This window comes from Microcoleus sp. Pol12A5 (assembly GCF_036701435.1).
GTDB lineage: Bacteria > Cyanobacteriota > Cyanobacteriia > Cyanobacteriales > Microcoleaceae > Microcoleus.
Window position 1 is genome coordinate 1 of sequence record NZ_JAUBQU010000031.1, and the last position, 22,784, is coordinate 22,784.

The 22,784-nt window shown below is 46.3% G+C and carries 24 protein-coding genes; 14 read left to right on the forward strand and 10 right to left on the reverse strand.

Annotation, left to right across the window (positions count from 1 at the left end):
• Positions 1-217 precede the first annotated feature (217 nt).
• Together QUA45_RS11015 and QUA45_RS11020 are read right to left on the reverse strand one after the other, a co-directional pair.
• On the reverse strand, positions 218-907 hold the full coding sequence (locus QUA45_RS11015) for a hypothetical protein (RefSeq protein ID WP_333098778.1): 690 nt from the start codon (positions 905-907) through the stop codon (positions 218-220).
• A gap of 129 nt (positions 908-1,036) precedes the next feature.
• The gene (locus tag QUA45_RS11020; protein ID WP_333098780.1) at positions 1,037-1,879 is read right to left on the reverse strand and encodes a TlyA family RNA methyltransferase; all 843 of its coding nucleotides are present in this window, start codon (positions 1,877-1,879) and stop codon (positions 1,037-1,039) included.
• Between the two features lie 264 nt (positions 1,880-2,143).
• Between QUA45_RS11020 and QUA45_RS11025 the strand changes: the two genes are divergently transcribed.
• A complete protein-coding gene (locus QUA45_RS11025; RefSeq protein ID WP_333098782.1) occupies positions 2,144-2,341 on the forward strand; it encodes a hypothetical protein in 198 nt (65 codons plus the stop codon).
• 239 nt (positions 2,342-2,580) lie between these two features.
• Here the strand turns inward: QUA45_RS11025 and apcB are convergent, their stop codons facing one another.
• Positions 2,581-3,090 carry an allophycocyanin subunit beta gene (gene apcB, locus QUA45_RS11030; protein WP_333069246.1) on the reverse strand — a complete coding sequence of 170 codons (510 nt, stop codon included), beginning with the start codon at positions 3,088-3,090 and terminating at the stop codon, positions 2,581-2,583.
• A gap of 340 nt (positions 3,091-3,430) precedes the next feature.
• On the opposite strand from apcB, the gene glnA reads away from it, so the two are divergent.
• Complete coding sequence (gene glnA, locus QUA45_RS11035; protein WP_333069245.1) at positions 3,431-4,852, forward strand: type I glutamate--ammonia ligase; 1,422 nt, start codon at positions 3,431-3,433, stop codon at positions 4,850-4,852.
• Between the two features lie 112 nt (positions 4,853-4,964).
• Here the strand turns inward: glnA and QUA45_RS11040 are convergent, their stop codons facing one another.
• The gene (locus tag QUA45_RS11040; protein ID WP_333220695.1) at positions 4,965-5,444 is read right to left on the reverse strand and encodes a hypothetical protein; all 480 of its coding nucleotides are present in this window, start codon (positions 5,442-5,444) and stop codon (positions 4,965-4,967) included.
• A 37-nt stretch (positions 5,445-5,481) separates the two neighbouring features.
• Between QUA45_RS11040 and QUA45_RS11045 the strand changes: the two genes are divergently transcribed.
• The 4 genes from QUA45_RS11045 to QUA45_RS11060 all read left to right on the forward strand — a co-directional run bounded on the left by QUA45_RS11045 (position 5,482) and on the right by QUA45_RS11060 (position 7,928).
• The gene (locus QUA45_RS11045) at positions 5,482-5,808 is read left to right on the forward strand and encodes a hypothetical protein (protein ID WP_333098785.1); all 327 of its coding nucleotides are present in this window, start codon (positions 5,482-5,484) and stop codon (positions 5,806-5,808) included.
• On the forward strand, positions 5,805-6,038 hold the full coding sequence (locus QUA45_RS11050) for a hypothetical protein (RefSeq protein ID WP_333098786.1): 234 nt from the start codon (positions 5,805-5,807) through the stop codon (positions 6,036-6,038). Before QUA45_RS11045 ends, QUA45_RS11050 begins: the two co-directional genes overlap by 4 nt.
• A 303-nt stretch (positions 6,039-6,341) precedes the next feature.
• Positions 6,342-7,247 carry a ferritin-like domain-containing protein gene (locus QUA45_RS11055; RefSeq protein ID WP_333098788.1) on the forward strand — a complete coding sequence of 302 codons (906 nt, stop codon included), beginning with the start codon at positions 6,342-6,344 and terminating at the stop codon, positions 7,245-7,247.
• 177 nt (positions 7,248-7,424) lie between these two features.
• Positions 7,425-7,928 (forward strand): YbjN domain-containing protein, encoded by a 504-nt coding sequence (locus tag QUA45_RS11060; RefSeq protein WP_333098789.1) that lies wholly within the window; start codon positions 7,425-7,427, stop codon positions 7,926-7,928.
• 46 nt (positions 7,929-7,974) lie between these two features.
• On the opposite strand, the gene QUA45_RS11065 is transcribed toward QUA45_RS11060, so the two are convergent.
• From QUA45_RS11065 to QUA45_RS11075, 3 genes are all read right to left on the reverse strand, one after another.
• Positions 7,975-8,433, reverse strand: coding sequence for a divergent PAP2 family protein (locus tag QUA45_RS11065; protein ID WP_333069238.1), 459 nt, complete (start codon positions 8,431-8,433; stop codon positions 7,975-7,977).
• A gap of 14 nt (positions 8,434-8,447) precedes the next feature.
• Complete coding sequence (crtE, locus tag QUA45_RS11070) at positions 8,448-9,374, reverse strand: geranylgeranyl diphosphate synthase CrtE (RefSeq protein ID WP_333098790.1); 927 nt, start codon at positions 9,372-9,374, stop codon at positions 8,448-8,450.
• Between the two features lie 197 nt (positions 9,375-9,571).
• Positions 9,572-10,453 (reverse strand): LysR family transcriptional regulator, encoded by an 882-nt coding sequence (locus QUA45_RS11075; RefSeq protein ID WP_333220697.1) that lies wholly within the window; start codon positions 10,451-10,453, stop codon positions 9,572-9,574.
• A 111-nt stretch (positions 10,454-10,564) separates the two neighbouring features.
• On the opposite strand from QUA45_RS11075, the gene QUA45_RS11080 reads away from it, so the two are divergent.
• The 3 genes from QUA45_RS11080 (at position 10,565) to QUA45_RS11090 (ending at position 12,393) form a co-directional block, all read left to right on the forward strand.
• Positions 10,565-11,053 carry a GNAT family N-acetyltransferase gene (locus tag QUA45_RS11080; protein ID WP_333145887.1) on the forward strand — a complete coding sequence of 163 codons (489 nt, stop codon included), beginning with the start codon at positions 10,565-10,567 and terminating at the stop codon, positions 11,051-11,053.
• 92 nt (positions 11,054-11,145) lie between these two features.
• Positions 11,146-11,916: a methyltransferase domain-containing protein gene (locus QUA45_RS11085; RefSeq protein WP_333220699.1), complete on the forward strand. Its 771-nt coding sequence runs from the start codon at positions 11,146-11,148 to the stop codon at positions 11,914-11,916.
• 342 nt (positions 11,917-12,258) lie between these two features.
• Positions 12,259-12,393 (forward strand): hypothetical protein, encoded by a 135-nt coding sequence (locus QUA45_RS11090; RefSeq protein ID WP_333098798.1) that lies wholly within the window; start codon positions 12,259-12,261, stop codon positions 12,391-12,393.
• Positions 12,394-12,559: 166 nt separating this feature from the next.
• Here the strand turns inward: QUA45_RS11090 and QUA45_RS11095 are convergent, their stop codons facing one another.
• Positions 12,560-13,498 (reverse strand): histidine kinase, encoded by a 939-nt coding sequence (locus QUA45_RS11095; protein ID WP_333220702.1) that lies wholly within the window; start codon positions 13,496-13,498, stop codon positions 12,560-12,562.
• Positions 13,499-14,039: 541 nt separating this feature from the next.
• Positions 14,040-15,452, reverse strand: coding sequence for an S-layer homology domain-containing protein (locus tag QUA45_RS11100; RefSeq protein WP_333220704.1), 1,413 nt, complete (start codon positions 15,450-15,452; stop codon positions 14,040-14,042).
• A 69-nt stretch (positions 15,453-15,521) separates the two neighbouring features.
• On the opposite strand from QUA45_RS11100, the gene QUA45_RS11105 reads away from it, so the two are divergent.
• The 5 genes from QUA45_RS11105 (at position 15,522) to speD (ending at position 22,025) form a co-directional block, all read left to right on the forward strand.
• Complete coding sequence (locus QUA45_RS11105; protein WP_333098805.1) at positions 15,522-16,076, forward strand: hypothetical protein; 555 nt, start codon at positions 15,522-15,524, stop codon at positions 16,074-16,076.
• 510 nt (positions 16,077-16,586) lie between these two features.
• Entirely contained in the window at positions 16,587-17,069 is a 483-nt protein-coding gene (locus tag QUA45_RS11110) for a BON domain-containing protein (protein ID WP_333098807.1), read from the forward strand.
• A 405-nt stretch (positions 17,070-17,474) separates the two neighbouring features.
• Positions 17,475-18,683, forward strand: coding sequence for a histidine kinase (locus tag QUA45_RS11115; RefSeq protein ID WP_333098809.1), 1,209 nt, complete (start codon positions 17,475-17,477; stop codon positions 18,681-18,683).
• Positions 18,684-20,173: 1,490 nt separating this feature from the next.
• On the forward strand, positions 20,174-21,235 hold the full coding sequence (locus QUA45_RS11120; protein WP_333098811.1) for a pentapeptide repeat-containing protein: 1,062 nt from the start codon (positions 20,174-20,176) through the stop codon (positions 21,233-21,235).
• 367 nt (positions 21,236-21,602) lie between these two features.
• The gene (gene speD, locus QUA45_RS11125) at positions 21,603-22,025 is read left to right on the forward strand and encodes an adenosylmethionine decarboxylase (protein WP_333098812.1); all 423 of its coding nucleotides are present in this window, start codon (positions 21,603-21,605) and stop codon (positions 22,023-22,025) included.
• An 84-nt stretch (positions 22,026-22,109) separates the two neighbouring features.
• Here the strand turns inward: speD and QUA45_RS11130 are convergent, their stop codons facing one another.
• Positions 22,110-22,706, reverse strand: coding sequence for a hypothetical protein (locus QUA45_RS11130; protein WP_333098814.1), 597 nt, complete (start codon positions 22,704-22,706; stop codon positions 22,110-22,112).
• Positions 22,707-22,784 lie beyond the last annotated feature (78 nt).

Below are 22,784 nucleotides of genomic sequence, written 5' to 3' on the forward strand. Positions count from 1 at the left end.
AACAATATTCTGACGAGGTAGAACAGTTAATGAAGTTAACTCCCAATAAACGCCGCTTTTATCAACAAGGTATGCGGACCGCAACCCTTATACAGTCTATCTCGTAGACCTCTTTGTCACCCCCCCAGATACTATTGTCAAAAAAGAATGCCACTGTAGGTAAGCTCCAAAGCAGGATATTCATCAGTGATATCCCCTTCTTTAATCGAAAATCGTATTACCGTCTCGCGATTCTCACACCTTCCCTAAAATGCGCGATCGTGGCAATTACCGCTATAGAAAAGTAAAATATTCTAATCAGCCAAAAACAAACCCGCATTGACCAAGAAACAATAGTCGGAGCAATACCTGTGAACTGTACAAATCTGGAATTAACTTTTTTTTCAAAACTGTCAAGGTCTTTCATCTCCGATTGTTTCGTCGGAATAACCGGAAACTGACCAGTATATACGTAATAACCGATAAAACCTGGCAATCCAACTTTTCTATTCAAAAATGAGTTAGTTAAGGTTGCAGTTTGCGAAGGCGATAATTTATCCGATTCTTCCACTTTTTCCAGCCAAGCATTATATCGAATGGCTGGTGTAATCATGAAAACTAAGGGAACTATAACTATCAACAAAGCCGCACTAATTTTGCGACCGTATTGAGGGTGCAGAAGTCTTGTAGCCACACCCACTCCCATACCGATAAATGCAAATATCAATATATTTAACAGTTCAATAATTTCGATACCCCTCAACAAATCGCCGATAATCAGAATTGTATATAATAATTTGTCGGCTAGTAGCAGAGCGGCCCACTTGATGAGAATTGAAACGCCTAAAATAGTAGCTACAATTGCTACATACCCGATGCCACCTAGAACGTAGAGTAAAATTGAACCGGCTTGTTTGAATGATTGCATGGAATTATTCACTCTTGTGAAAGTTGAGGAGTCCGATTGACAAAAAAAAATGAAATTTTAAAGCAATCTGGAGTTCCAAATTTGACTTTTAAAATTGATTAGTTTGACATCTAGAAATCAATCTACAATCTACAATCTATCGACAAGTTCCCGCGCCGCTGCTTTGGTGACTTGTGCGATCCGTTCTGTCACAACATCCTCTTCGATCGCCCTCTGGTCTGTTTCTTGTTCGCGATCGATCCCCAACCATAAAAGATACTCGATATTACCGGCCGGGCCAAGTAAAGGCGACCACGTTAAGCCGCGTTGCTGCCATCCTAAAGCTGTGGCTGCCTTCCACACTTGAAAAATCGCATCAGCTTGAGTTGCTGAGTCTCTCACTACGCCTTTTTTTCCGACTCTCTCGCGCCCTACCTCAAACTGCGGCTTTACCAGCAACACCGCTTCTCGCGGTGGTACCAACAATTCCCACAGCGCGGGTAAAATCTTATCCAGGGAAATAAACGACACATCTACTACCGCCAAATCTGCTCGCTCAGAGTCGCCGTAAAGCTCAGCAGCAGTCATGTACCGCAAATTGGTGCGTTCTTTCAAAATTACTCTCGGATCGTTACGCAAGCCCCAATCTGCTTGACCGTAGCCAACATCTACGCCGTATACTAGGGCGGCCCCGGCTTGCAGCAAACAGTCGGTAAAACCGCCTGTGGAAATGCCGCCGTCGAGACAAATTCTGCCTGCAACGGGAATCGCAAAAACTTCTAAAGCTTTGGCTAATTTGTCGCCGCCTCTAGAAACATAGCGCGATCGCTCTTTAATCTGAATTTTTGCTGCGATGTCAACCTCAGTACCCGGTTTGTCAACTACCTGTTGGTTGATGGAGACTTTCCCAGTCCGAATCAAAGCCTGAGCTTGCTGTCTGGAACTGCACAAATCTAGGCTGACCAATAATGTGTCTAGTCGCTGTTTAGCCAAGGTTTTTAATCTGTACGGATAGGGTTAAGAACAGTACCAGATTAGCACTTACGCACAAGCTCCACTGCTAATTTTTGGCGATTATTTTGGTTTTGCGATTGTCGCGGGGCGATCGCCCCTAGGTCACAGGATGTGACTGAGATCGCTCTGATTGTTTAGTTGGATCACAGATAAACATTCATAGAATCACACAATAATTTTTGTGACTAGCGGATGATTTATATGGAGCTAAAAGCGCTACACATACCATGCGGGCGATCGACCATGAAAATAATTAACTTTCCTATCAGAAATCAGGGCAATTGTCAAGAAAATCCCCTGGCATTCATCAGCGGTGATATCATCCACATTCTTTACCCCAACGGCGAAGTAGAAGCAACAACCGTCACACAAATCGATCTGCGCCAAACCAAAAATCCCCTGGACAAATGCCTCGTCTGGGGATGTGTTGACGATTTTTAGCACCAGTTTCAAACAAGAATGCAATTAGAGGGAAGCTCCACACCCTTAATTCATCAGTCATTCCCAAGTATTCAAATTTTTAATCTATAATTTTTAATCGGAAATCTTTAATCTAAAATTGTATAACCCATAAAAAAAGATCGCTTGGAGGCTGTGAGGCCAAAAAAAGCGATCGATCTAAGTGCTGCTAACTGCCAGCCAAAAATGCAATTTACTGCTACAAGAACTAGCAAATTGACTTAAATATCTTGTTCGCTCAATTCGCGAATCATGTAATCAAAAGGCTGCTCCAAAAAAGGCCCCACAGACAAGCCAGCAGCTTCCACCTGAGCCTTAACCATCTCCTTCATAATGCTAATTCCCATCACCGTCGGGCCAATGGGAACGCTTAGAGAATTGTAAGTTTCCCGCAAACCTTGCAGCACGCGCTCGTCGAGCACGTCGGTACTTCCAGCCACCAGGGCGTAAGTAGCATAGCGCAAGTAGTAGTCCATATCCCGCAGACAAGCCGCGTAGCGACGAGTCGTGTAGGCATTTCCCCCGGGACGGATCAGTTCCGGCTGTTCAGCAAATAGCTGGATACCAGCTTGCTTGACAATTGCCGCAGCATTGCTGTTAATCGCCGCCGCCGCCTGTACCCGTGCCGTGCCCGTTGCAAAATAAGATTTCAACCGATCGATACCATCTCGGTCTAAATACCTACCAGCAACATCATAATTTTCAATCAGGCTCGTCACTGCATCGCGCATAAGTTTCTCTCCCAAAAATCTTTATCAATACTTTGCTATCTGAGACAGACCGCCTATTGTAGACTACTACAAATCGGCGTTTGATTAAGATTTGAGATGGGATTTTCACTCTAGGTAGTCTATCCTCGGCAAACGGCAGCAAAATTCAGCCGTCTGCCTTGTATCTTCAGCCGAAAAATAATCCACAGGGCAAGAATCACGAACTGCCAGGCCGCACTGGGCAGCAATTTCAAAATTTTGTAGCCATAGATACAAAATAGTGGGTACTGAAGGCCTACGATCGCCCAAACAGTCTGAAATCGGCCGATCGCCAAGACACAACCAATATCAGGAGTAAGTCATGTTCCAGACACCCCAAGAAGCCTTAAACTACATACAAGAAAATAAGATCCAGATCGTTGACCTCAAATTCATCGATATGCCGGGGATCTGGCAGCACCTTTCCCTGTACCACGACCAAATCGACGAAAGCTCATTCACAGACGGCGTACCCTTCGACGGTTCCAGCATTCGGGGCTGGAAAGCCATCAACGAATCAGACATGACGATGGTCATCGATCCGACCACCGCTTGGATGGACCCGTTCATGGCAGAACCGACCATCAGCTTCATTTGCAGCATCAAAGAACCTCGCACCGGCGAACCGTACAGTCGCTGTCCCCGGACCATTGCCCAAAAAGCCATAGACTACTTGCTTTCGACCGGTCTCGGCGATACAGCATTCTTTGGGCCGGAAGCAGAATTCTTTATTTTTGACGACGTTCGCTTCGACCAAACCCAAAATTCCGGCTACTATTACGTAGATTCGATCGAAGGTCGCTGGAATTCCGGCAAAGAAGAAGCAGGCGGCAACCTCGGCTATAAACCGCGTTACAAAGAAGGTTATTTCCCAGTAGCACCAACCGACACCTCTCAAGACATGAGAACGGAAATGCTGCTGACAATGGCAAAATGTGGCGTACCCATCGAAAAACACCACCACGAAGTCGCCACCGGCGGTCAATGCGAACTCGGTTTCCGCTTTGCAACTTTAGTACAAGCAGCCGACTACTTGCTAACTTACAAATACGTCATCAAAAACGTCGGCAAAAAATACGGCAAAACCATCACCTTCATGCCCAAACCGCTGTTTAACGACAACGGTTCCGGGATGCACGTTCACCAGTCGATTTGGAAAGACGGTCAGCCTCTATTTGCAGGCGATCAATATGCTGGTTTCAGCCAAATGGGACTGCATTATATCGGTGGCATTCTCAAGCACGCACCGGCACTTTTGGCAATCACCAACCCCACGACCAATTCCTACAAGCGTTTAGTTCCGGGCTTTGAAGCGCCTGTAAACTTAGCTTACTCTCAAGGGAATCGATCGGCATCAGTGCGGATTCCGTTGTCGGGAACCAACCCCAAAGCCAAGCGGTTAGAATTCCGCTGTCCCGATGCCACATCCAACCCCTATTTAGCATTTGCAGCCATGCTGTGCGCCGGCATAGACGGCATCAAGAATCAAATCGATCCGGGCGAACCTTTGGACGTGGATATCTACGACCTTTCCCCTGAAGAATTGAGCAAGATTCCTTCGACTCCCGGTTCCTTGGAAGGCGCTTTAGAAGCTTTAGAAAAAGACCACAGTTTCTTAACAGAAACCGGCGTATTTACCGAAGACTTCATCCAAACCTGGATTTCCTACAAACTCGACAATGAAGTCAACCCGATGCGGCTGCGTCCTCACCCCTACGAGTTTGCTCTCTACTACGACTGTTAGAAGAAAATTAATAATTAAAAATTAAAAGTTAAAACTGGGAATTATACCATTTTTAACCTGTAATTTTTAATTAATAAGAACGCCGCCTTTAAAAGCGGCGTTTTTTTCGAGTTTAGAACTTCTGGATCAGAGCCCAGACTCTCCCGTTACCCGACACTATCTGGGCAACGCTGTTAGTAGTAGGACCCATTGTAGCCTCAGAGACATCCTCTACAGCCCATTTATTTGCTTTCTCATCAACAATAAATAAATCGTCAGGAGTAGTGCCTTCCTGAACCCGATATATCTTATTCAGAATGAAACGTGCCTTGGCCTCAGCTTTTGGTATGCCTGTAACTTCATCAGGATCGACAGAGAGGGCACTGCCTTCTTTTAATGTACCTTTTGAGTTAGTTAAATTGCGATCGTCCCTTTGAGTAACCCGCACGCCGTGAAGTTGCAAACCAGGCTCATTCTCAGAGATATTCCAGACAGCAGCTAGAACCACACTTTTTCCTAAACCGAGAACCGCTGCACTAACAGGCAAAATTAGCAAAAACTTGAAATAATTCACCGTATTTATGCTCCTTTGTTTGTGAGATTCTGCACTCATTCTAAATTAGCAATTAGCAATTAACAATGACTAAACGATGTCCGATATTTTTGTGATGATCCGCAATCAGAGTAACGTCGCCATGACTTCAGTTGACGGCATTGCGTTTGTCACTTTACTGACTCAAGAAGGACGAGTGCTGGCCGAGGAGACAGTTGACCTGTTTGAGGCAGATGTGAATTTTGATAACCTGAAGCAGGGAAAATATACTGTAGTTGTCAGGCACGAAGGCGTTGAACCTCGATCGGCAACTTGTAGTGTTACAATCACCGATGAAGATAAAGTAATCATGCTGACATTTGTTTACTTGGAACTAGAACGGGTGCTGCTGGGCATTCAAACTTCAACAGAAGAAAGACTATGACCGTGAAAGTTACTCCGCCAAATTCAATTAAAATGTTTCGCTATCGAGTACATTTCTTGGCAAAAGACCTCTGGAGGGAAAAAAACCCGGTTTGTCGGATGAATCTGGCTTTACAGTTAGCTGATGTGGCGACAACTCTGGCTAGGTTAGAAGTAGAAGAGGCGCGAAAATTTCAACAAGAGTCTGCTAGTGTTGAGACCCAAGACTCGAGGGAACCTGAAAAGTTTTGAGTGTATGAGGTTGCTTTCTGCGATCCGCGCAACCCTTGCGCGATCGCAGTTTAAAAAAATAATCTAACTGTAGAAAAGCTCCCAACTCTGATAATCATCAGTCATTTTTAATCTAAAATCTAAAATCTAAAATTGTATGACTGGCAACTCCAAACTATTGTCGTTGGTTGAGCTAGTAAAAAAACTGTCTGTATAAAATTGACTCTCCGTGCTAAACAATAACTTTCTGCCTTGCGAGGTAATTGGTTGTCGAAAAAACTGCGTTACACTTATATAAGTATCTTTACAAAACAACATAAAAGCATGACTGTTGCCTACCCCCGCAAGCTACGCAACGCAATGGGAGCGCGCGAAATTTTAGCTAATGTAGTGCGCGATCGCGAAATTCACCTGATCACCCTCAACCGCTACCGCTACAGCGAACAGCGCAGTTGCAAAGACCTCACCGACGTGATCGAACGGCTAGACGGGGAACCGGCCGAACTCGTACGCGACCTCTCCCGGCACATTTCCGACGAAGCGCGGCACGCTATGTGGCTCACCGACTTGCTGGTAGACCTCGGCCAAAATGTGGGAACGCCGCCGGGAATGTCCTACATTGACGAATTTGACCGCCTGCTGGACAAAGATATATACGACCCGAAACGCAACCTCGATGACAGTATAATTGCAGGCTTAGTCGCAATCAATGTCACCGAAAAGCGTGGCTGCGAATACTTCTCAGCGCACATCCACGCCCTCAAACAGGCTCCCCAAACCGCAGAAAACATCAAAATCCGCGAAACCATCGAAAAGATTTTTCCAGAAGAAGCTGGTCACGTCCGCTGGGGCAACCGCTGGCTGGCCAAAATCGCCGACAAAAGCCCGGAACACCGCCAAAAGGTGGAACAGGCAAAGCGCAAGTATATGGCGATCGAACAAGCAGCTTTTGAATCGGGAATGGATATCATGCTGGGGGCAGAACTCCGCCGCGTCACCCGCCTTGTGGATATTGCCAACACCATGCCGATGTGGGAACGCCCGCAATACCTGATGGAACGCTTGCCCGCAAGCCTGCTGGCCCCCGATCTACAAATGACCAGAGTCGATGTAGCTCAGCGGGCCTGGAACCGCGACCCGCAGGCATTTATGGAGAAATTGGTACCCATGTTCCTCAACGGCTTGAATACCATTGAGAAGAAGCCGGCGGCGGCTAAGCCCAAGGCTTAAATACGATCGCGAACCTGGTTGAAACCGCTCTGCAAGTCAAACTTGCGCCTGCCTCTGCAGACAAGCGAGATATACTGGTTCCCAGGCATAGCCTCGGAACCAGTGTATTTAAAGTCATAATTTTAAGCTTTAGCAAGTAAACTGATTATTGGAATAGTTTTCCGTCTAAATATAATCATGACTACCAGCGAGCCGAACCTACAAACAGCTTCCGCAGAAAGCCAATCGAGTGAAAGCGCGATCGCCTCCGAGCAGGTCGAAAAAGCCACAGCCGTCACCTATGCAGAAGAAATTGAAACTGTCATCGCCAGCATGGCTGTAGACCAAAAAGTGATGGTCGGTCAAAGTGAAGCTGGCGGACATCTTTGGAAGTTCAAGTACGGCAGTGTCGAAGTGTTCGTACAACTTACGGGCGAAACCGAAGATGATACTTTGACTGTTTGGGCTTTTGTACTGCAGTTGCCAGCGAAGAATGAAGCTCAATTAATGCGGAAAATTCTAGAAATGAATTGGCTGTCTACTTTAGAAGCTCATTTTGCCATTGTTGATAATCAAGTTGCCGTAGTATCGACTCGGACGATGGCGGAAATCTCGGCTGGGGAAATTTCTCGGGTTATTACTATTGTCGCCACGATCGCCGATGATAATGACGACCTGCTGCAAGCAGAATTCGGTCAGTAGTCATTAGTTAACAGTTAACAGTCAACAACTAACAGTTAACAGTTAACTAATATGCAGGCCCTGCGATCCAAGCAATAGTGATTCCTAGCCCCAAACCGACAAGCACTTGAAAAGGAGTGTGTCCCAACAACTCTTTCAGGCGAGCCTCATTAAGGTTGTGATCTTCCTCAAAAAACTCGTCAATAATTTGGTTGAGGATGCGAGCTTGCTTGCCTGCTGCTTGGCGGACGCCTGCTGCGTCATACATCACAATAATTGCAAAGATCGCAGCGATCGCAAAATCCGGACTTTCCCATCCCATCGTTTGTCCGACTCCAGCAGCCAAAGCGCCCACAAAAGACGAGTGAGCGCTGGGCATTCCCCCCGTTGTTACCAAATACCGAAGATTAAACTTGCGATTTTTGACCAACTCGATCGGCAACTTCATTATCTGAGCCGCCAGACAAGCGAGCAAAGCAACCACGAGTACATGATTGTTTAAGATGGCGCTGCAAATTTCCTGCATAGTGTTTGGTATTTCTAGTTACTCCGGCTGGTAATAAAATCGGCTATCGCCAGCAGCGGTAGAGCTTTGCTCCCAAACACTGCCAATTGAGCCTTAGCATCAGCAACAAGCTGCGAAGCTTGGCGCCGAGACTCCTCAATTCCCCACAAACTCGGATAAGTGACTTTCCCTGCTTGAACATCTTTGCCAGCAGTTTTGCCCAGTTCTTCTTGGGTAGCAGTAATATCCAAAATGTCGTCAACGATCTGGAAAGCCAGCCCAATATTTTGAGCGAAACGAGACAGTCGCTGCAAATCTGCTGCTGAGGCACCAGCCAGAATTGCCCCACAAACTACGCAGGCTTCTAACAGCGCGCCTGTTTTGTGAGCGTGAATGTAATTCAAAGTTTCCAGAGAAACATCTGTCTTTCCTTCCGATTCCAAATCAACCACCTGACCGCCTACGAGTCCAGCAGCACCCGATGCCCGCGCTAAATGGGCGATCGTCTGCAACACCTGGTGGGGGGGTACGTTCTGAGTTTTAGTGGCGATAAATTCAAAAGCATAGGTCAGCAAACCATCGCCAGCCAAAATGGCAATATCCTCGCCGTAGACTTTGTGGTTCGTCAGTTTGCCGCGCCGGTAGTCGTCATTGTCCATTGCCGGCAAATCGTCGTGAATCAGCGACATCGTGTGGATCATTTCCAAAGCGCAAGCTGTGGGAATTGCCATAGATGTAGTGCCGCCTGCCAGTTCGCAGCTAGCCAGACACAGGATCGGACGCAGGCGCTTGCCCCCCGCTAGCAGCGAGTAGCGCATTGCTTCGTAGATTTTCTCTGGGTAGATGACCGGCAGTGCACTGTCGAGAGCTACCTCGATCGCCTCTTTTCGCTTGACTAGATAAGTAGATAAATCGAAAGAGGATTCCGGTTGGGACGAACCCATTTCTGTTGCCAATACCATCCCTTGCTCTCTTGTACTGAATAGTTACGTGGGATATTGTGATCCGTTGGGGTCGGATCGTGCCGACTTTTACGGCGGTAGTTGCTCGAACTCCGAGCATCAATTAATCATTCTACGGGTGTTGTTGCACAGAAAATCTTTGAGTTTTGATAACTTTGTCAATTTACCAGTCAATCTCAAATTTACAATCTCAAATATCAAATCCGCTGCTGAAGTCTGGCGACTTCCAAAAAGCGCTGCACTGCCGCCGTTGGATCGCTGCGCCAAATCAGAGCGATCGCCACAATGCAGGTTGATTCTGGTAACGCTTTGTAAACAACCCCGCTGCGTTGAAAATTTTGCATTGATGCCGGGACGATCGCCACTCCCATCTCGGCGGCTACCAAGCTGACAATCGTTTGCATTTGAATTGCTTCTTGAGCTGCGATCGGGCTAAAACCTGCTTGCTGACAAAGACTGACGATCGGATCGTACAACCCCGGAGCTAGGGAACGCGGAAATAGGATGAACGGTTCCGTGGAAAGTTCGCGTAATTCCACCTTCGCGCGATCGGCCAAATGATGCGTTTCTGGCAGTGCCACGATCAGCGGTTCTCGAAAAACGATTTCAGAATTTATCCCGTCTTCCTCAACCGGAGGGCGCACGAAGCCGACATCAATTTGCCCGAACCGCAGCCGCTGCAACTGTTCGTTTGTCGTCAGTTCGTGCAGTTCCAGCTTGACGGCGGGACACCGAGTGCGAAAGGCCTGCAAAATCGCTGGAACCACGTTGTGGGCGGAGGAACTCACAAAGCCGATCGTCAATTGTCCGAGTTCGCCCCGACTGGTTTGTCGGCCGAGTTGAATTGCTCGATCGACTTGCTGCAGAATTTTCCCGGTCTCCTCGAAAAAAACCTGTCCCGCTGCCGTTAACTGCACCGTCCGCTTGGTGCGGCGAAACAGTTGAAACCCCAATTCTGCCTCCAAATGCTGGATTTGTTGGCTCAGCGGAGGTTGGGCAATATGCAGTTTTTCGGCTGCGCGAGTGAAATTCAGTTCCTCTGCAACTGCAATGAAATAACGCAAATGCCGAAGTTCCATAGCTCCCCAATCATTTATATTTTAAAAGTATAAGTGGTTAGTTAAACATATATTGGACATTAATGATGATATTTCATACAGTGATTAATAGGCGACATTGAAAATTAAACAATGGCTAATTTGGATATCAAAATTAGAGAAGCAGAGCTAGCAGATTTGGAATTAATCATGGATTTTATCTCGCAAAAAAGCGAATTTGATGGATCTAAAAATTTGTTGGCAGCAACAGCAGATAAATTGCAGCAAACGTTGTTTTGCCAGCCTCTGCTAGTGCGGGTTTTGTTGGCTGAAGTTGCAGGAACAGCGGTAGGCTTTGCTCTTTTTTATTCCTCCTATTCAAGTTTATTGACGCAGCCGTGTCTTTGGCTTGATGATTTATTTGTGCGAGATCCTATGCGAGGAATGGGAGTCGGCACAGCGCTGTTAAAGTATTTGGCACAAATTGCTGAGTCCACAAATTGCGGGCGTATGGAATGGACTGTTAATACTGGCAATGCGCCGGGAATTGCTTTTTATGAAAAGCAGGGAGCGCGCATTTTGGAAAATATTAGAGTTTGCCGAATCGAGGGAAGTGCGATAGCCCAACTCGCCAACAAATAAGTTGGTTGGTTTTGTGAAGAAGGATTTTTTTTTATTAACCGCAGAGACGTAGAGAACACAGAGAAAGATAATAAAGGTTCAGGGTAATTATCATGGCACAAAATTCTTGGAATACAACTCTTTACGAACAAAAGCACGCCTTTGTGTGGCAGTACGGCGAATCGCTTTTGGAGTTACTCGCTCCGAAGACTGGTGAACAAATTCTGGATTTGGGCTGCGGTACCGGACAGTTAACTGAAAAGATCGCTCAAAGTGGTGCTTTTGTGCAAGGTATTGATTCATCTTTGTCGATGATTTCCACGGCTAAAGTTAACTATCCTCACATTAACTTCTCTGTCGCAGATGCGAGGAATTTTCAAGTAGAAGAGCCGTTAGATGCTGTGTTTTCTAATGCGGTTTTGCACTGGATTAAACAGCCGGATGCTGTGATTAATTGTGTGGAAAAAGCGCTGAAGCCGGGAGGGCGTTTTGTGGCTGAGTTTGGCGGTAAGGGGAACGTGGGGGCGATCGTCCGGGCAATTTTGAGTGTTTTGGCAGAAATTGGCTGCGAGGAGCCTGAAGCGCTTAATCCTTGGTATTTTCCGAGTATTGGCGAGTATGCTGGGCTTTTGGAAAAGCAGGGATTTGAGGTTAGTTATGCCGTTTTGTTCGATCGCCCGACTTCCCTAGAAGGTGGCAGCGCGGGTATGGTAAATTGGATTGAAATGTTTGCTGGCGAGTTTTTGTCGGGGTTGTCTGATGGTGTGCGATCGCAGGTAATGAACTCCGTTGAAGAGCGTTTGCGGCCGACGCTGTACCGCTATGGTAATTGGATTGCAGATTATCGCCGAATTCGCGTTGTTGCTGTCAAAAATTCCTATTGACAAATATAAGGCTACAAATCTCCCCGATTTGTAGCCTTCGTCCACTCAGTATCCCCATCGCGCCGCACGCTAGTCCCAGCAGTTATTTTCTTTTCCTATTGTAACTGCGCTTTTGTGTAGATCCCCATCAATTATCCCCTGCCAAAAGCTTACGAATCAGGCTTTTCGGATGTTGAATTTTACAGTCATATTTGTAGGGGTAAGCCGGCTAAATAAAAAATATTGTTAGCATGATACTTAGCCTCAACCAAAATAGACTCTTCCTTAACAAATAATAATCTAAGCTGACGTTTCCATAGGGAGCCGGAAGCAAAAACGAACTAACACTTAAGGAAATAGGAAATGCTACAAAAGTTACGCTCAAAGCGTTTAGCCCTTCTCCCCAGTGCGACCAATTTCCCGCAGAAAGGCGCGCCGTTAGCCATTTGTAAATTTGCTGATAGCGAAAAACTCGATCGAGAAAATGTGCGATCGTAAATTAGTATCCGCAAATACCGCAACAACTCGGTTTCATGGATAAACCAGGTTGCTAAACACAGACCTTAGTTTAAATCTGTTCTTCCCCTTGATTAAAACGCTGAATTTCGTGATTTTCCTCGACTTGCAAAGTAGCATCATTGGGAATATTGAGGATGCCTGTAAATTAACTTTGGCTTATTTTCCAAGCTTGTTCCTTATTTTTGTGTTCGGCAAGTTCTTGCTGTAAATTGTCAATAATCTGTTGAAACTGAGCGGCTTGTATCAGCATTTCTTGTTCTGAAAAGTCCAGCAATTGCATCAGAGTAGCCACTTGATATTCCAGTAATTGGGTTTCGCAATTATTGTTATTTGTAAGAAAGGTTGTATGCTTTTCTGAATATTCAAAAACACTCTTTTCGTCGGGAAGGAACAATGCTGTTTTGACACTAAGTGCCAAATCTTTAAACATTTCAGCCCTGCGTTGGGAAATTTTAACTTTCAGGAACATCACTACCGCAAACGAACTTCCTGACGGCAGAAGTCCCCCAAATCCCAAGACAGACTTGACATTGTAGGGAATAATTAAAGAATTTTGCTCAGGAATAAAGGGGCTGCCTTTTGCCTCTGATACATAAAAAATATTTAATACTGCCGGCTCTAATTGCAGGAACCTTTCTGGCTCACTTCCGAGGAATGTAGGAATGTCTAAACCAAACTGCCGGATTATTTCCGAAATCGCCGGCATTTGAGCCACTAATTTTGTGCTAACTAATGGAATAGCTCTATTTTCTGCTGCTGTGTGCCGAGAATTCCACTGCGGTTCTGTGCCTGCGGCTGCTAGCAGAGTCCAACATTTCATGTCGGCGGCGGGGGAATTGCCCTTCATCAAGTGGCGGGCGGATTGTTGCAATGAGTCTTCTAATTCCCGGTAGGGATGAGTTTTGAACAAACGCACTAAGGCACAGCTATTTTCTCCAGTTTGCGAATCGCAAAAATGTTGGTAAATATAGTTAACAATCTTCTGGCTGGTGGCTTCCATACTAGCAGTATTTCTACCTAAGTGGCGCAGGACTAAGCTGCATTTAGCCATGTCTTGCGGGGTAAATAAGGTAATATCGTACATGAAAAAATGCTCTCCAAGAGCTCAAACACTCTTGTTCATTTATCGTTAAGGCCGCTACGGCATCCGGAATCCTACTGAGAGTTTTGAACAAAGTGTTAGTGAAAATATGTATAAAATTAGCCCGCCAAATGCAGCGCTTGTCTGGCAGGATACAGAAATTAAGATTAAAGCAAAAAAAAATCTATTTCCTAGGGTAGGCGACAAGGACAGAAAAGCAGATGTACAATCATTAAAAAAAATTTTAATGACAACTCTCCTAAAGAAATTAAAGAAACGGAGTTTTTCACCGGATATGCCTCGCGTTTTACAGGGCATTTTCGTAGATAAAAGTCGGTTTCTGGGTAAGCCATATTCACCGAACTCCTAGAAACTCAAGCTGCAATTTTTGTGGCGGGCGATCGCACGCCGATTAATCAAAAATTGGTAAAATTTCGGCAGTCTTGGACGCAGAAACCGGGTTTGCTTACAGAGAAAAAACCCAGTTTCCTGGGTATTGGTAAGTAGAGGGTGTGTTCAAAACTTTTAACCACCCTAAACAACTCTATTGAGCTGGTTGAGACTTTGCTTCCAGGGCATCTTTAGCAGACAATCCCTGATCTTGAACGCCAAAATACCACAAACTAGCAGCAGCTTCGGCGCGAGTCACGGCTTTCTTCGGCTGAAACAGAGTAGTAAAACCAAAAACGCGGCGAATATTCGCCAAATCTCCATTGTTAAAATCAGCTAAAACTGCCCGCGATGCCTGGGAATCAATCTTAGAAGCATCTTGAAAACCCCACTTTTCTTTCACTCCGTCAATGTTAGCTGTCGGTAAAACTTGACGACTATCTAAAGGCACTTTCCAGAGAATCATTGTTTCGCGAGTTAAAGGTGCATCGGGGCGAAATTTCACATCTTTACTTTCACCCGAAAGCGAACTCGGAATTACACCGGCTTCTGCTAAACCTTGAATTGCTGAAAAATCGGGGTCTGTTTTGGGTACGTCAGAAAAGGCTGGTTCGCTAGAGTCTACTGCTAATCTAATTTGTTTGGCTTGACGGCTAGCATAAATCTGATTGTTAGCTGCTACTAACCAGCGGGCGTATTCGCGGCGAGTGACAATTTTGTTGGGTTTGGGCAAAGTGCTGGCTGTTTCTAAATTAGCACTTTCTGTCGTTAGCGAAGCGCTCGGAGAGGATCGCACTTTCAGCACTTCCAACTGACTTAAATCAGCTACATACTGCCGCAACTGTTGAGGAATTTGGGTATCTAGTTGGCTAACTTGTGCTGATTTTGGCGAGGCGGATGGCGTTGGAGTAGTTCCTTCTGAATTAGATGGAGTTGGTGAAGCGGTTGGAGATGCGCTAGACTCGGAATTGTTAGGTTGCGGACTGGCGGCAATTTCGGGGCTTTCTTTGCTGTAGTCGATCGCAAATTCTGTAGAACCCCCTACTTTCTGAGTAGGAGAAAGCGACACAGTTACCCGTAAATTATCTCGCGTTGCTACCAAAGAACCTTGTCCCTCGGCGGTGGGGCGGCTGACTATTTCCCAGTTGCGACGCCCAAACTCTGTGGAGTAAAAGTTCTGAACCGAATTAACAGGATCAGTGCTTTCCCAGCGCAGCCGCACATTTTTTTGCGACGGATCGGTTTGCCCACCAACTTCTATTAACTCAGCATTAGGATAGAGTGGAATCTCTGTCGGGAAATCGGGAGGAAGTTTGGCGGTAGAGTTTGTCTCAATTGCTGTCGCTGGTGGCGGGGAAGAGAAAACTACTGGGTTTTGTTTTAATGTGGGATCGGCGGCTAATGATTCTTCGATGGCCTTGCTGTTGGGGCTGTTTGCACAAGCTGTGACAGCAGCCAACAGACACACAGCCAGCCAAGTATTTACAGCAGCGAGTATATTGGTTTTATTGGTTTTAGATCGACCTGGAGATTTGCCTTGCCGTTGAGTAAATATAATATTCAGCATAAATCGCCCCTTTGCAGATATATTTCTAGGCTAGCGCAGATCGATCGGGCATATATAATTTTTACCCAAATGAAATTTCTGTATTTACTTCTAGTTACTGCTACATTAGTTTCATACCCTGTCAAGTTTGCCCGTCCCGCTGCATCTCAACCAGCCCCGCTGCGGGCAGAAATTCAGACGCCAGAGTGGCAGCCATTTTGCTCGGCGATGGGTCAGTTTGCGATCGATATGCCCGCAAATCCCAAAATTAATTCCGAAACTTTTTCAAATCAAATTATTGCTCATACATACCGATCGAACTTAAAAAACAAAGAAACTTATTTGCTTCAATACTTTGACCTTGATTTTAGGCTGAGGAACAATAATATCAATAATACCAGAATTACTTTAAACAATGCCGTTGATTTTTTCGTCGTGGCAGCGAATGCTAAAGTTTTGCAGGTGCGGGATATTTCCCTCGGAGGCTATCCCGGAAAAGAATTTGAGTTTCAGCCGCTTTCCCCCAGTGAACCCGTAGGTGTAGGTCAAGTTTTTTTGGTGGAAACGCGCGTTTACGGCCTGGTTGCCACTACCCCAGAACCAGAAAATGCTCAAAAATTTCTCGACTCTTTTCGTTTGTTTTGAAGCAGGAAGTTTGGCAATGAGTAGTGTAGGAAATTTAACATATTTAATGGAGAGAGGTTGAGGGAATAAGTCACAGGTTCCAGGGAATAGAGAAAAATTAGTTGGGATTGGCGATCGAATTTATTAATAAAACTTACGCTTTTCAACTTGTTGTCTAGGAAAAAAGTGACCTGAGCAAAGAAAAATTTCGGCATCAACCGAGTTTCTGAGGAATAATGCGCTCAGAACTCATTAATTTAAATGTGACTTAAGACCTTATTTTATTTTTTGTACTCTATCTAACGGAATAGATAAATTTTACACCTGTGGAGCGATGTAGATACTTCCTCAAATTTATATATTTGATATAAGGATTTTTAAATCGCAGAAAGCACAAGCAAAGATGCTCTCTTGCTCCATCTGGCTCCCATCTGGCTCCCATCTGGCTCCCATCTGGCTCAACGAAGTCAAGGAAGTGAAGTCAAGGAAGTCAGGCTCATCGAAAGCTTACCCGGAGGGTATTAACATATTATGAACAAACTAACACCCATTCTCCTCAGCGGCATCCTGTTATTTGGAGCTGCTGCTTGCAGCGAAGGGGCTAAAACTAGCGCTGATGCTCCTAATTCTACCACAGAAAATACCACCAGCCCGCCCCCAGCGGAGACAGTTCAAAAAACTCAGGGTGACGCAACGAGCGATATTCGCAAAAATCAAGCAAATTCTGATATCAGGGCCAGAGAACAGCGCAACAATGTGACGGGTGGCGATGCTGTAAGAGCCGATGGCGACCTCCAAAGTGAAGTGCGCTCCAAGTTAGAAGTAAACATCACTAAAGGTCAGCTAACTGTTGATGCAAAAGACGGGGTTGTCACCGTAGGTGGCACAGTTCCCAATCAAACTGATTTAGCTAAAATTGAGCCACTAGCTAAAGAGATTAAGGGTGTTAAACAGGTCAATGTTACCGCTGTTGTCGCCCCCGCTGCATCCGCATCGCCTAGCAGCAATCAATAAATGTGAAGGAAGAAGTCCGAGGAAAAGAAGGGAAAAAGATGTATTTCTCTAGGAGAGAAGTCTGAGGGTAGAGGGTAAAGTTTGGCATTGTAAGATTGCTTTCGCAGCGGATCGCAACGCTTAGTTAACTCTATAGGGAGAGCGTGGTTTTAAGTTAAAGAGTTTAAATTGAAGTTAAAATTCATGAACTCAAAACTCCCGCAAGACCTACACTTTCCCCTTCCTAATTTCCGATTTCCCATCCCGGAGAATTAGTTGGAAACCAGCCTGAAGATAGAGACAGAGGTTATTCCCAGCGACCGATGAAAATTGTTGGGAAAGAATGACTAAATGTGATTGATGGCAGCAAGCAGAGCATAAATTCTGTGGTTGTGAAAAAGTAGTATATTTTGCAGGAGAAAGAAAATGGCTTTAGGTCAACACAAGCGAGCTGTAGGAGCATTTTCTACTTACCGAGATACGGAACTAGCCCTGAAGGAGCTACAAAGTACCGGGTTTCCGATGAATAAAGTTTCGGTAGTTGGGGAAAATCTCGATCGCAACGAAATTGCGGGCGCTACCGCTGGTAAGGGTACCGACGAGAAAGTGGGCGGTGGTGCCAAAGCAGGCGCGACAGCGGGAGCAGTGACGGGCGGTTTGATTGGGTTACTCGGAAGCATTGGAGCGCTAGCGATTCCCGGAGTGGGTCCGGTGATGGCAGGGGGTGCGATCGCAACTCTGCTGGCAGATACTGTGGTCGGAGGCGCGATTGGGGCTGCAGCAGGCGGTTTGGTCGGCGGTTTGGTCGGCTTGGGAGTTCCCGAAGAAAAAGCTAAAGTTTATAACGATCGCGTCTCGCGCGGAGAATATTTGGTATTCGTAGAAGGAACAGATGCCGAACTTGCCACAGCCGAAGGAATTATGAGCGTGCGGGGCATTCAGGATTGGGGCATTTACGATGTGCCGGCAGACACCGGTCGCAGAGCTTCGGGTCGCCAGAAGCGCGCGGTGGGAGTATTTTCAACCCGCCGCGAGACGGAACACGCACTGGGAGAACTGAGAACTGCCGGTTTCGACATGAATCGGGTTTCGGTCATCGCTAAGGATGCTGACTCGAAAGGAGACATCGCAGGCATTGACGTGCATGACAGCGCGGACAACAAATCCGATGAAGGAGCCACAAAGGGCGCACTCACAGGTGGTACTTTGGGCGGTTTGACAGGCTTGTTGGTAGGTCTGGGCCTAGTGGCAATTCCGGGAATCGGGCCGATTATGCTGGCAGGAGCCTCAGCTACGGCGATCGCCACTACACTTGCCGGTACGGCTTTGGGTGCAGCAGCAGGCGGCTTGATCGGAGCTTTAGTCGGTATGGGAATTCCCGAAGAGGAAGCTAGAGCATACAACGATCGCGTAGCGAGAGGAGATTACTTGGTACTGGTTGACGGCAGCGAAACAGAAGTCGCTCAAGCCGAAAGCATTCTGAGTCGCGGAGGTATTCAACATTGGAACACCTACGACTATCCCAGCGTAGATACTTCTCGGGCTGATTACGGCGCTCCTGGCACTCCCGGTGTTGATACCACGGCTGATATTTACGATCCCAATCAGGGCATCACCGGCCACCGTCGGATTTAATAATAATTCAGACTTTGTTTGGGTATTGTTTCTACTTTCTGCAGGGTAGTCGCACTCCCGGACTCGGATTGTCGAAAGCGATCCAACCAACATCGGCGAGCTAGCGGTTTTACGCTTCGTCGGTAAAATTATCTCAAAAGTCGGCTTTTTATCTGAAAGCCGGCTTTTGTTTTGTTCTGGGAACTTAAAAAAGCCACCTGTCAAAAGTTTAATTTTGATTAGGGTCCCAGTCCGTGAGCTCGGCTTTGCGCCGGAGGATCGATCGGCTCCCTGAATTTTAACAGCAGAAATCCGCAGCGGTTTTTTAGTCTGTAACACTCACTACTGCTCGATTTTAAACCCCGCAGTATTATCAAATTTAATGACCTAAATTACCACAGATATTGCCCAGTTAGTCAAAGAGCGACTATCTTTAATTATGGGTAGCTAATTTCAGCAACTTATACAGGTGAAGTAGCCAGTCCCGCGCGCCGAGTACGGCATGCAGTGGTCGGCAGCTATTAGAATAATATTGTCGTCGCCTTCCCGCAAGACTTAGGCTGGTCATTGCTTGGCTGTAGCAGCCCAATTGCTGTTGGCAAGACCTGCGGCATGAATACAGTTTTTCTGGGAATGCCTCAGAGAAACATTTGAGAAGCCCAGGAACAGCTTTTATGTCCGGGAGCGCGTCTGGTGTCGAGAGTTCTGTAAATTAGAACCGCAAGCGCTCATGGATCGAGAAAACATTAACAGCAAGCACAGCAGCGCGGGAATACGGGAACGACTCGCGATCCATTTTTTCGCGCAATCTCAGGCTCAGCACAGCGTATTGCTTGCTTCGCCGGCGATTCGCTCAGCACTCCGAGGGAAACAGCCTCCCTGTTGGTTTTCACTGGCACGGAGCACAGTGGGGGGAGGTGACACTAGCTGAGCTGGCCTGGTGCTGCCGTCCGGGTTACTCGAAGGTAGAAAGCACTTATTTAGAAGGCATTAGGCGTTGAAGCTCGGATATCTTCTTTCTTGATTGCACTCATAAATTCGATCGCCTGTACTGGCAAATTTTCGGGTGAGAAGGCCGCGCGGATGCCGCCAGCAATAATCCAAATATTCGATCGACCTTGACAAGATCGATCGACAACTTCTCGGTATTTTGGTAAAGAGTTAGCAGGTAATATTTAGTTGTTACCAGTTAGTATAAATACAACTAACCATTAACAACTAACCATTAACAACTAACTAATTACTAGCAAAATAATACTTACAGGACTTACAGGCGGCGAGAAACGCGATTTTTTCATAACTTCCGCGCTAGCCAAACTCAGATTATACCAGAACCCGGTTTATTTTCGTAAATTATAACTAAGTGAGCAGGGTGATGGTAGGAATCAAGCAGTTTTGACAATTGTTAATGTGGCAGTATTAGTTTAAAAAACTGACTGGCAAACACGATAGTACAAACTTTCACACAACATAGAACATCGAGAAATTAAGGAAACTCACTCAATTTTTTTATGAATTTCACTGAAATTTTAAGTGCCGATGAACTTTTAATTAGACATAGAAACGGGGAACGAGATTTTCGAGGTACCAACCTCATTGCAGCTCATTTGAGTGAAGCTAATCTCAGTAGAACAAATTTGAGCAGCGCTAATTTGAAAGGTGCTAACTTAATTAGAAGCAAACTGATTGGATCTAATTTAAACGCCGCCGACTTGAGCGGGGCTAATTTGTCTAAGGCGAAATTAATTGAAGCTAATCTGGGGAGTTCTAGTTTAACTGGAACTGTGGCGATCGCCGCAGATTTTAGCGGGGCAAATCTCAGCGGAGCAATATTGTCTCAGGCTGACTTGAGCAAAGCTGTGATGACGGGAGCGAGTTTAGTAGGAGCTTGTTTGCTAAGCGGCTCGAAACTAACTGAGGCTAATTTGAGCGGGGCGACGCTGAGCCGAGCAATTATGAGCGGGGTTGATTTAAGCAGAGCTAATCTGACTAGAGCGATTCTCAGCGAGGTAGATTTGAACGGGGCGAACCTGAGCGGAGCAACTTTAACTAGGGCTTATCTCAATCGCGGAAATCTCAGCGGTGTCAATTTGGTTGGGGCTAGTTTGAGCGAAGCAAGTCTGCGGGAGGCTTCTATTTGCGCTGCTAATTTGAGCGGAGCTGACTTGAGCGGTGCTGACTTACAATCCGCCAATCTAAATGGCTCTAATTTGAGCGGTGCCGATTTGCAGGGAGCTAATTTGAGCAAAGCAAATTTGAATGGTTTGATTCTGCACAATGCTGATTTGAGGGCTGCGAATTTGAACAAAGCTTCTTTGCGGGGAGCTAATTTGAGCGGTGCGAATTTGGCAGGTGCTAGCTTGCTGGAAGCGGATTTGCGGGGGGCGAATTTGAGTCACGCCAATTTATCGGGAGCGGGTTTGCTGCTGAGTTCTCTGACCGGGGCGAATTTGACAGGAACTAATTTGTCGGAGGCTAATTTGATTGGGGCGAGCTTGAATGTTGCTAACTTGAATGAAGCAGCTTTGGGCGGGGCGATTTTGCCCAATGGAGCTACTCACAGCCGGGATTGATGAGTTGACTAACCATAATTAAGTGGCTCAACTTCAAAAAATCGAACACCGAGAAACCCGGTTTATGTAGGGGCTGTGCCAAGAGTGCTGGCCCTTCCTGCTTTCTAGCCTTTTCCATCGCCACGAGCTGATTAAAGCGGTTGGGCTTTAACCGCATTCTACCGAAAGCCGATTTTGGCAGGAAATATCGAACTCAAATCGAACTCAACCCGAACTCGATCGGGGTCAGAGCGCCCCAAAAAACCCTGATATCCTCGCGATCGCCGCTATTTTTGAAATATTTTTGGAATTTACTTGAAAATTTCTGGACACCGTGCTATCGTCAAAAGGTTTGAGACATTGTGAGTTAGAGGTAAAACCCCGCAGAATGAAACAATTGGGAACCCATCTGGTCGCTGATGCTTGGCAGTCTCCTGGAGACCTGCTCAACGATCCTGAACGTATCCGCCGCGCCATACTCGATGCGATCGAAGCCGGAGGAGCTACTCTCATCGATTTGTGCGTACACCAGTTTAGTCCTCACGGAGTGACAGCTACTGCTACTTTGGCAGAGTCTCATATAGCAATCCATACTTGGCCTGAACACGGTTATTTTGCTGCAGACTTATTTTTCTGCGGAGCCGGCGACCCTCACCGAGCCATGAAGGTGCTACAGACAGCTTTGGAAGCTAAACAGGTAAAACTCACTGAGTTTACGCGCGGTTTCGAGCCAGGGGTGGGCATCGTAGGTTCTGCTTGTGAAGAGCAGTATGCGCCTCGTTCAGTAGAAACGAGTGCCGCCCGAGCATGATGGCCAATTAGCGTAACTTTGAATATTTTATGCTAGGTTTTGTTTAAAATCCCACGGCTTGAGCCGTGGGATTCTTGTTGGAATTTACTTTTTCATTAATAAAGGGCGGACAACTAAATAACCTGCGCCGAAAGCTGCAATGACAATCAGAAAAATCGCGATCGCCAACCACAATCCGCTTAAGTCTGAGGTTTTTTTGGGTTGAGATATCACACGGTAAGGAGTTTCCGGCACCTCTGTAAATAATTTTTCTGGAAGTGGCTGCGGCATCGGGGAGCCTTTTGGCTCCGGTTCCGGTAGTGGGAAGGGGAAAGCCACTGTCTGAGGTGGTTGAGGTACCGTAGAGTTAGTCCGCGAGGTGGCAGGTGCTGGGGGCGGAGGTTCAATGCTGAAATTGAATTTGACTGAGGGCATCTGAGGCATCCCTGTCTGGGTGACACTCTGAGCAGAGTTGACTACTTGCTGTAACTGTTGGGATACTTGAACTACTGTTTCTACTTCTCGCCGCAGTTGTTGATTTTGTTGGACTAATTGCTGATTGTGGGTTTTGAGGGAGTCCACCATCGCTTGGGCTGCTTGCAGCTCTGCCGTGACTTCTCGATAAAGGGAAATTGGTACCGATGGAGAGTAACTATTTGAGTTTTCAGGGGAAGTATTGTCAGATAAGGTAGTATTTTGCATAATTGTAGATGGCGAGGGTTAACTTGTTTTAGTTTAGCCTGAGAGTATTTGCAATTAGATCGATCGCAACACAATTCG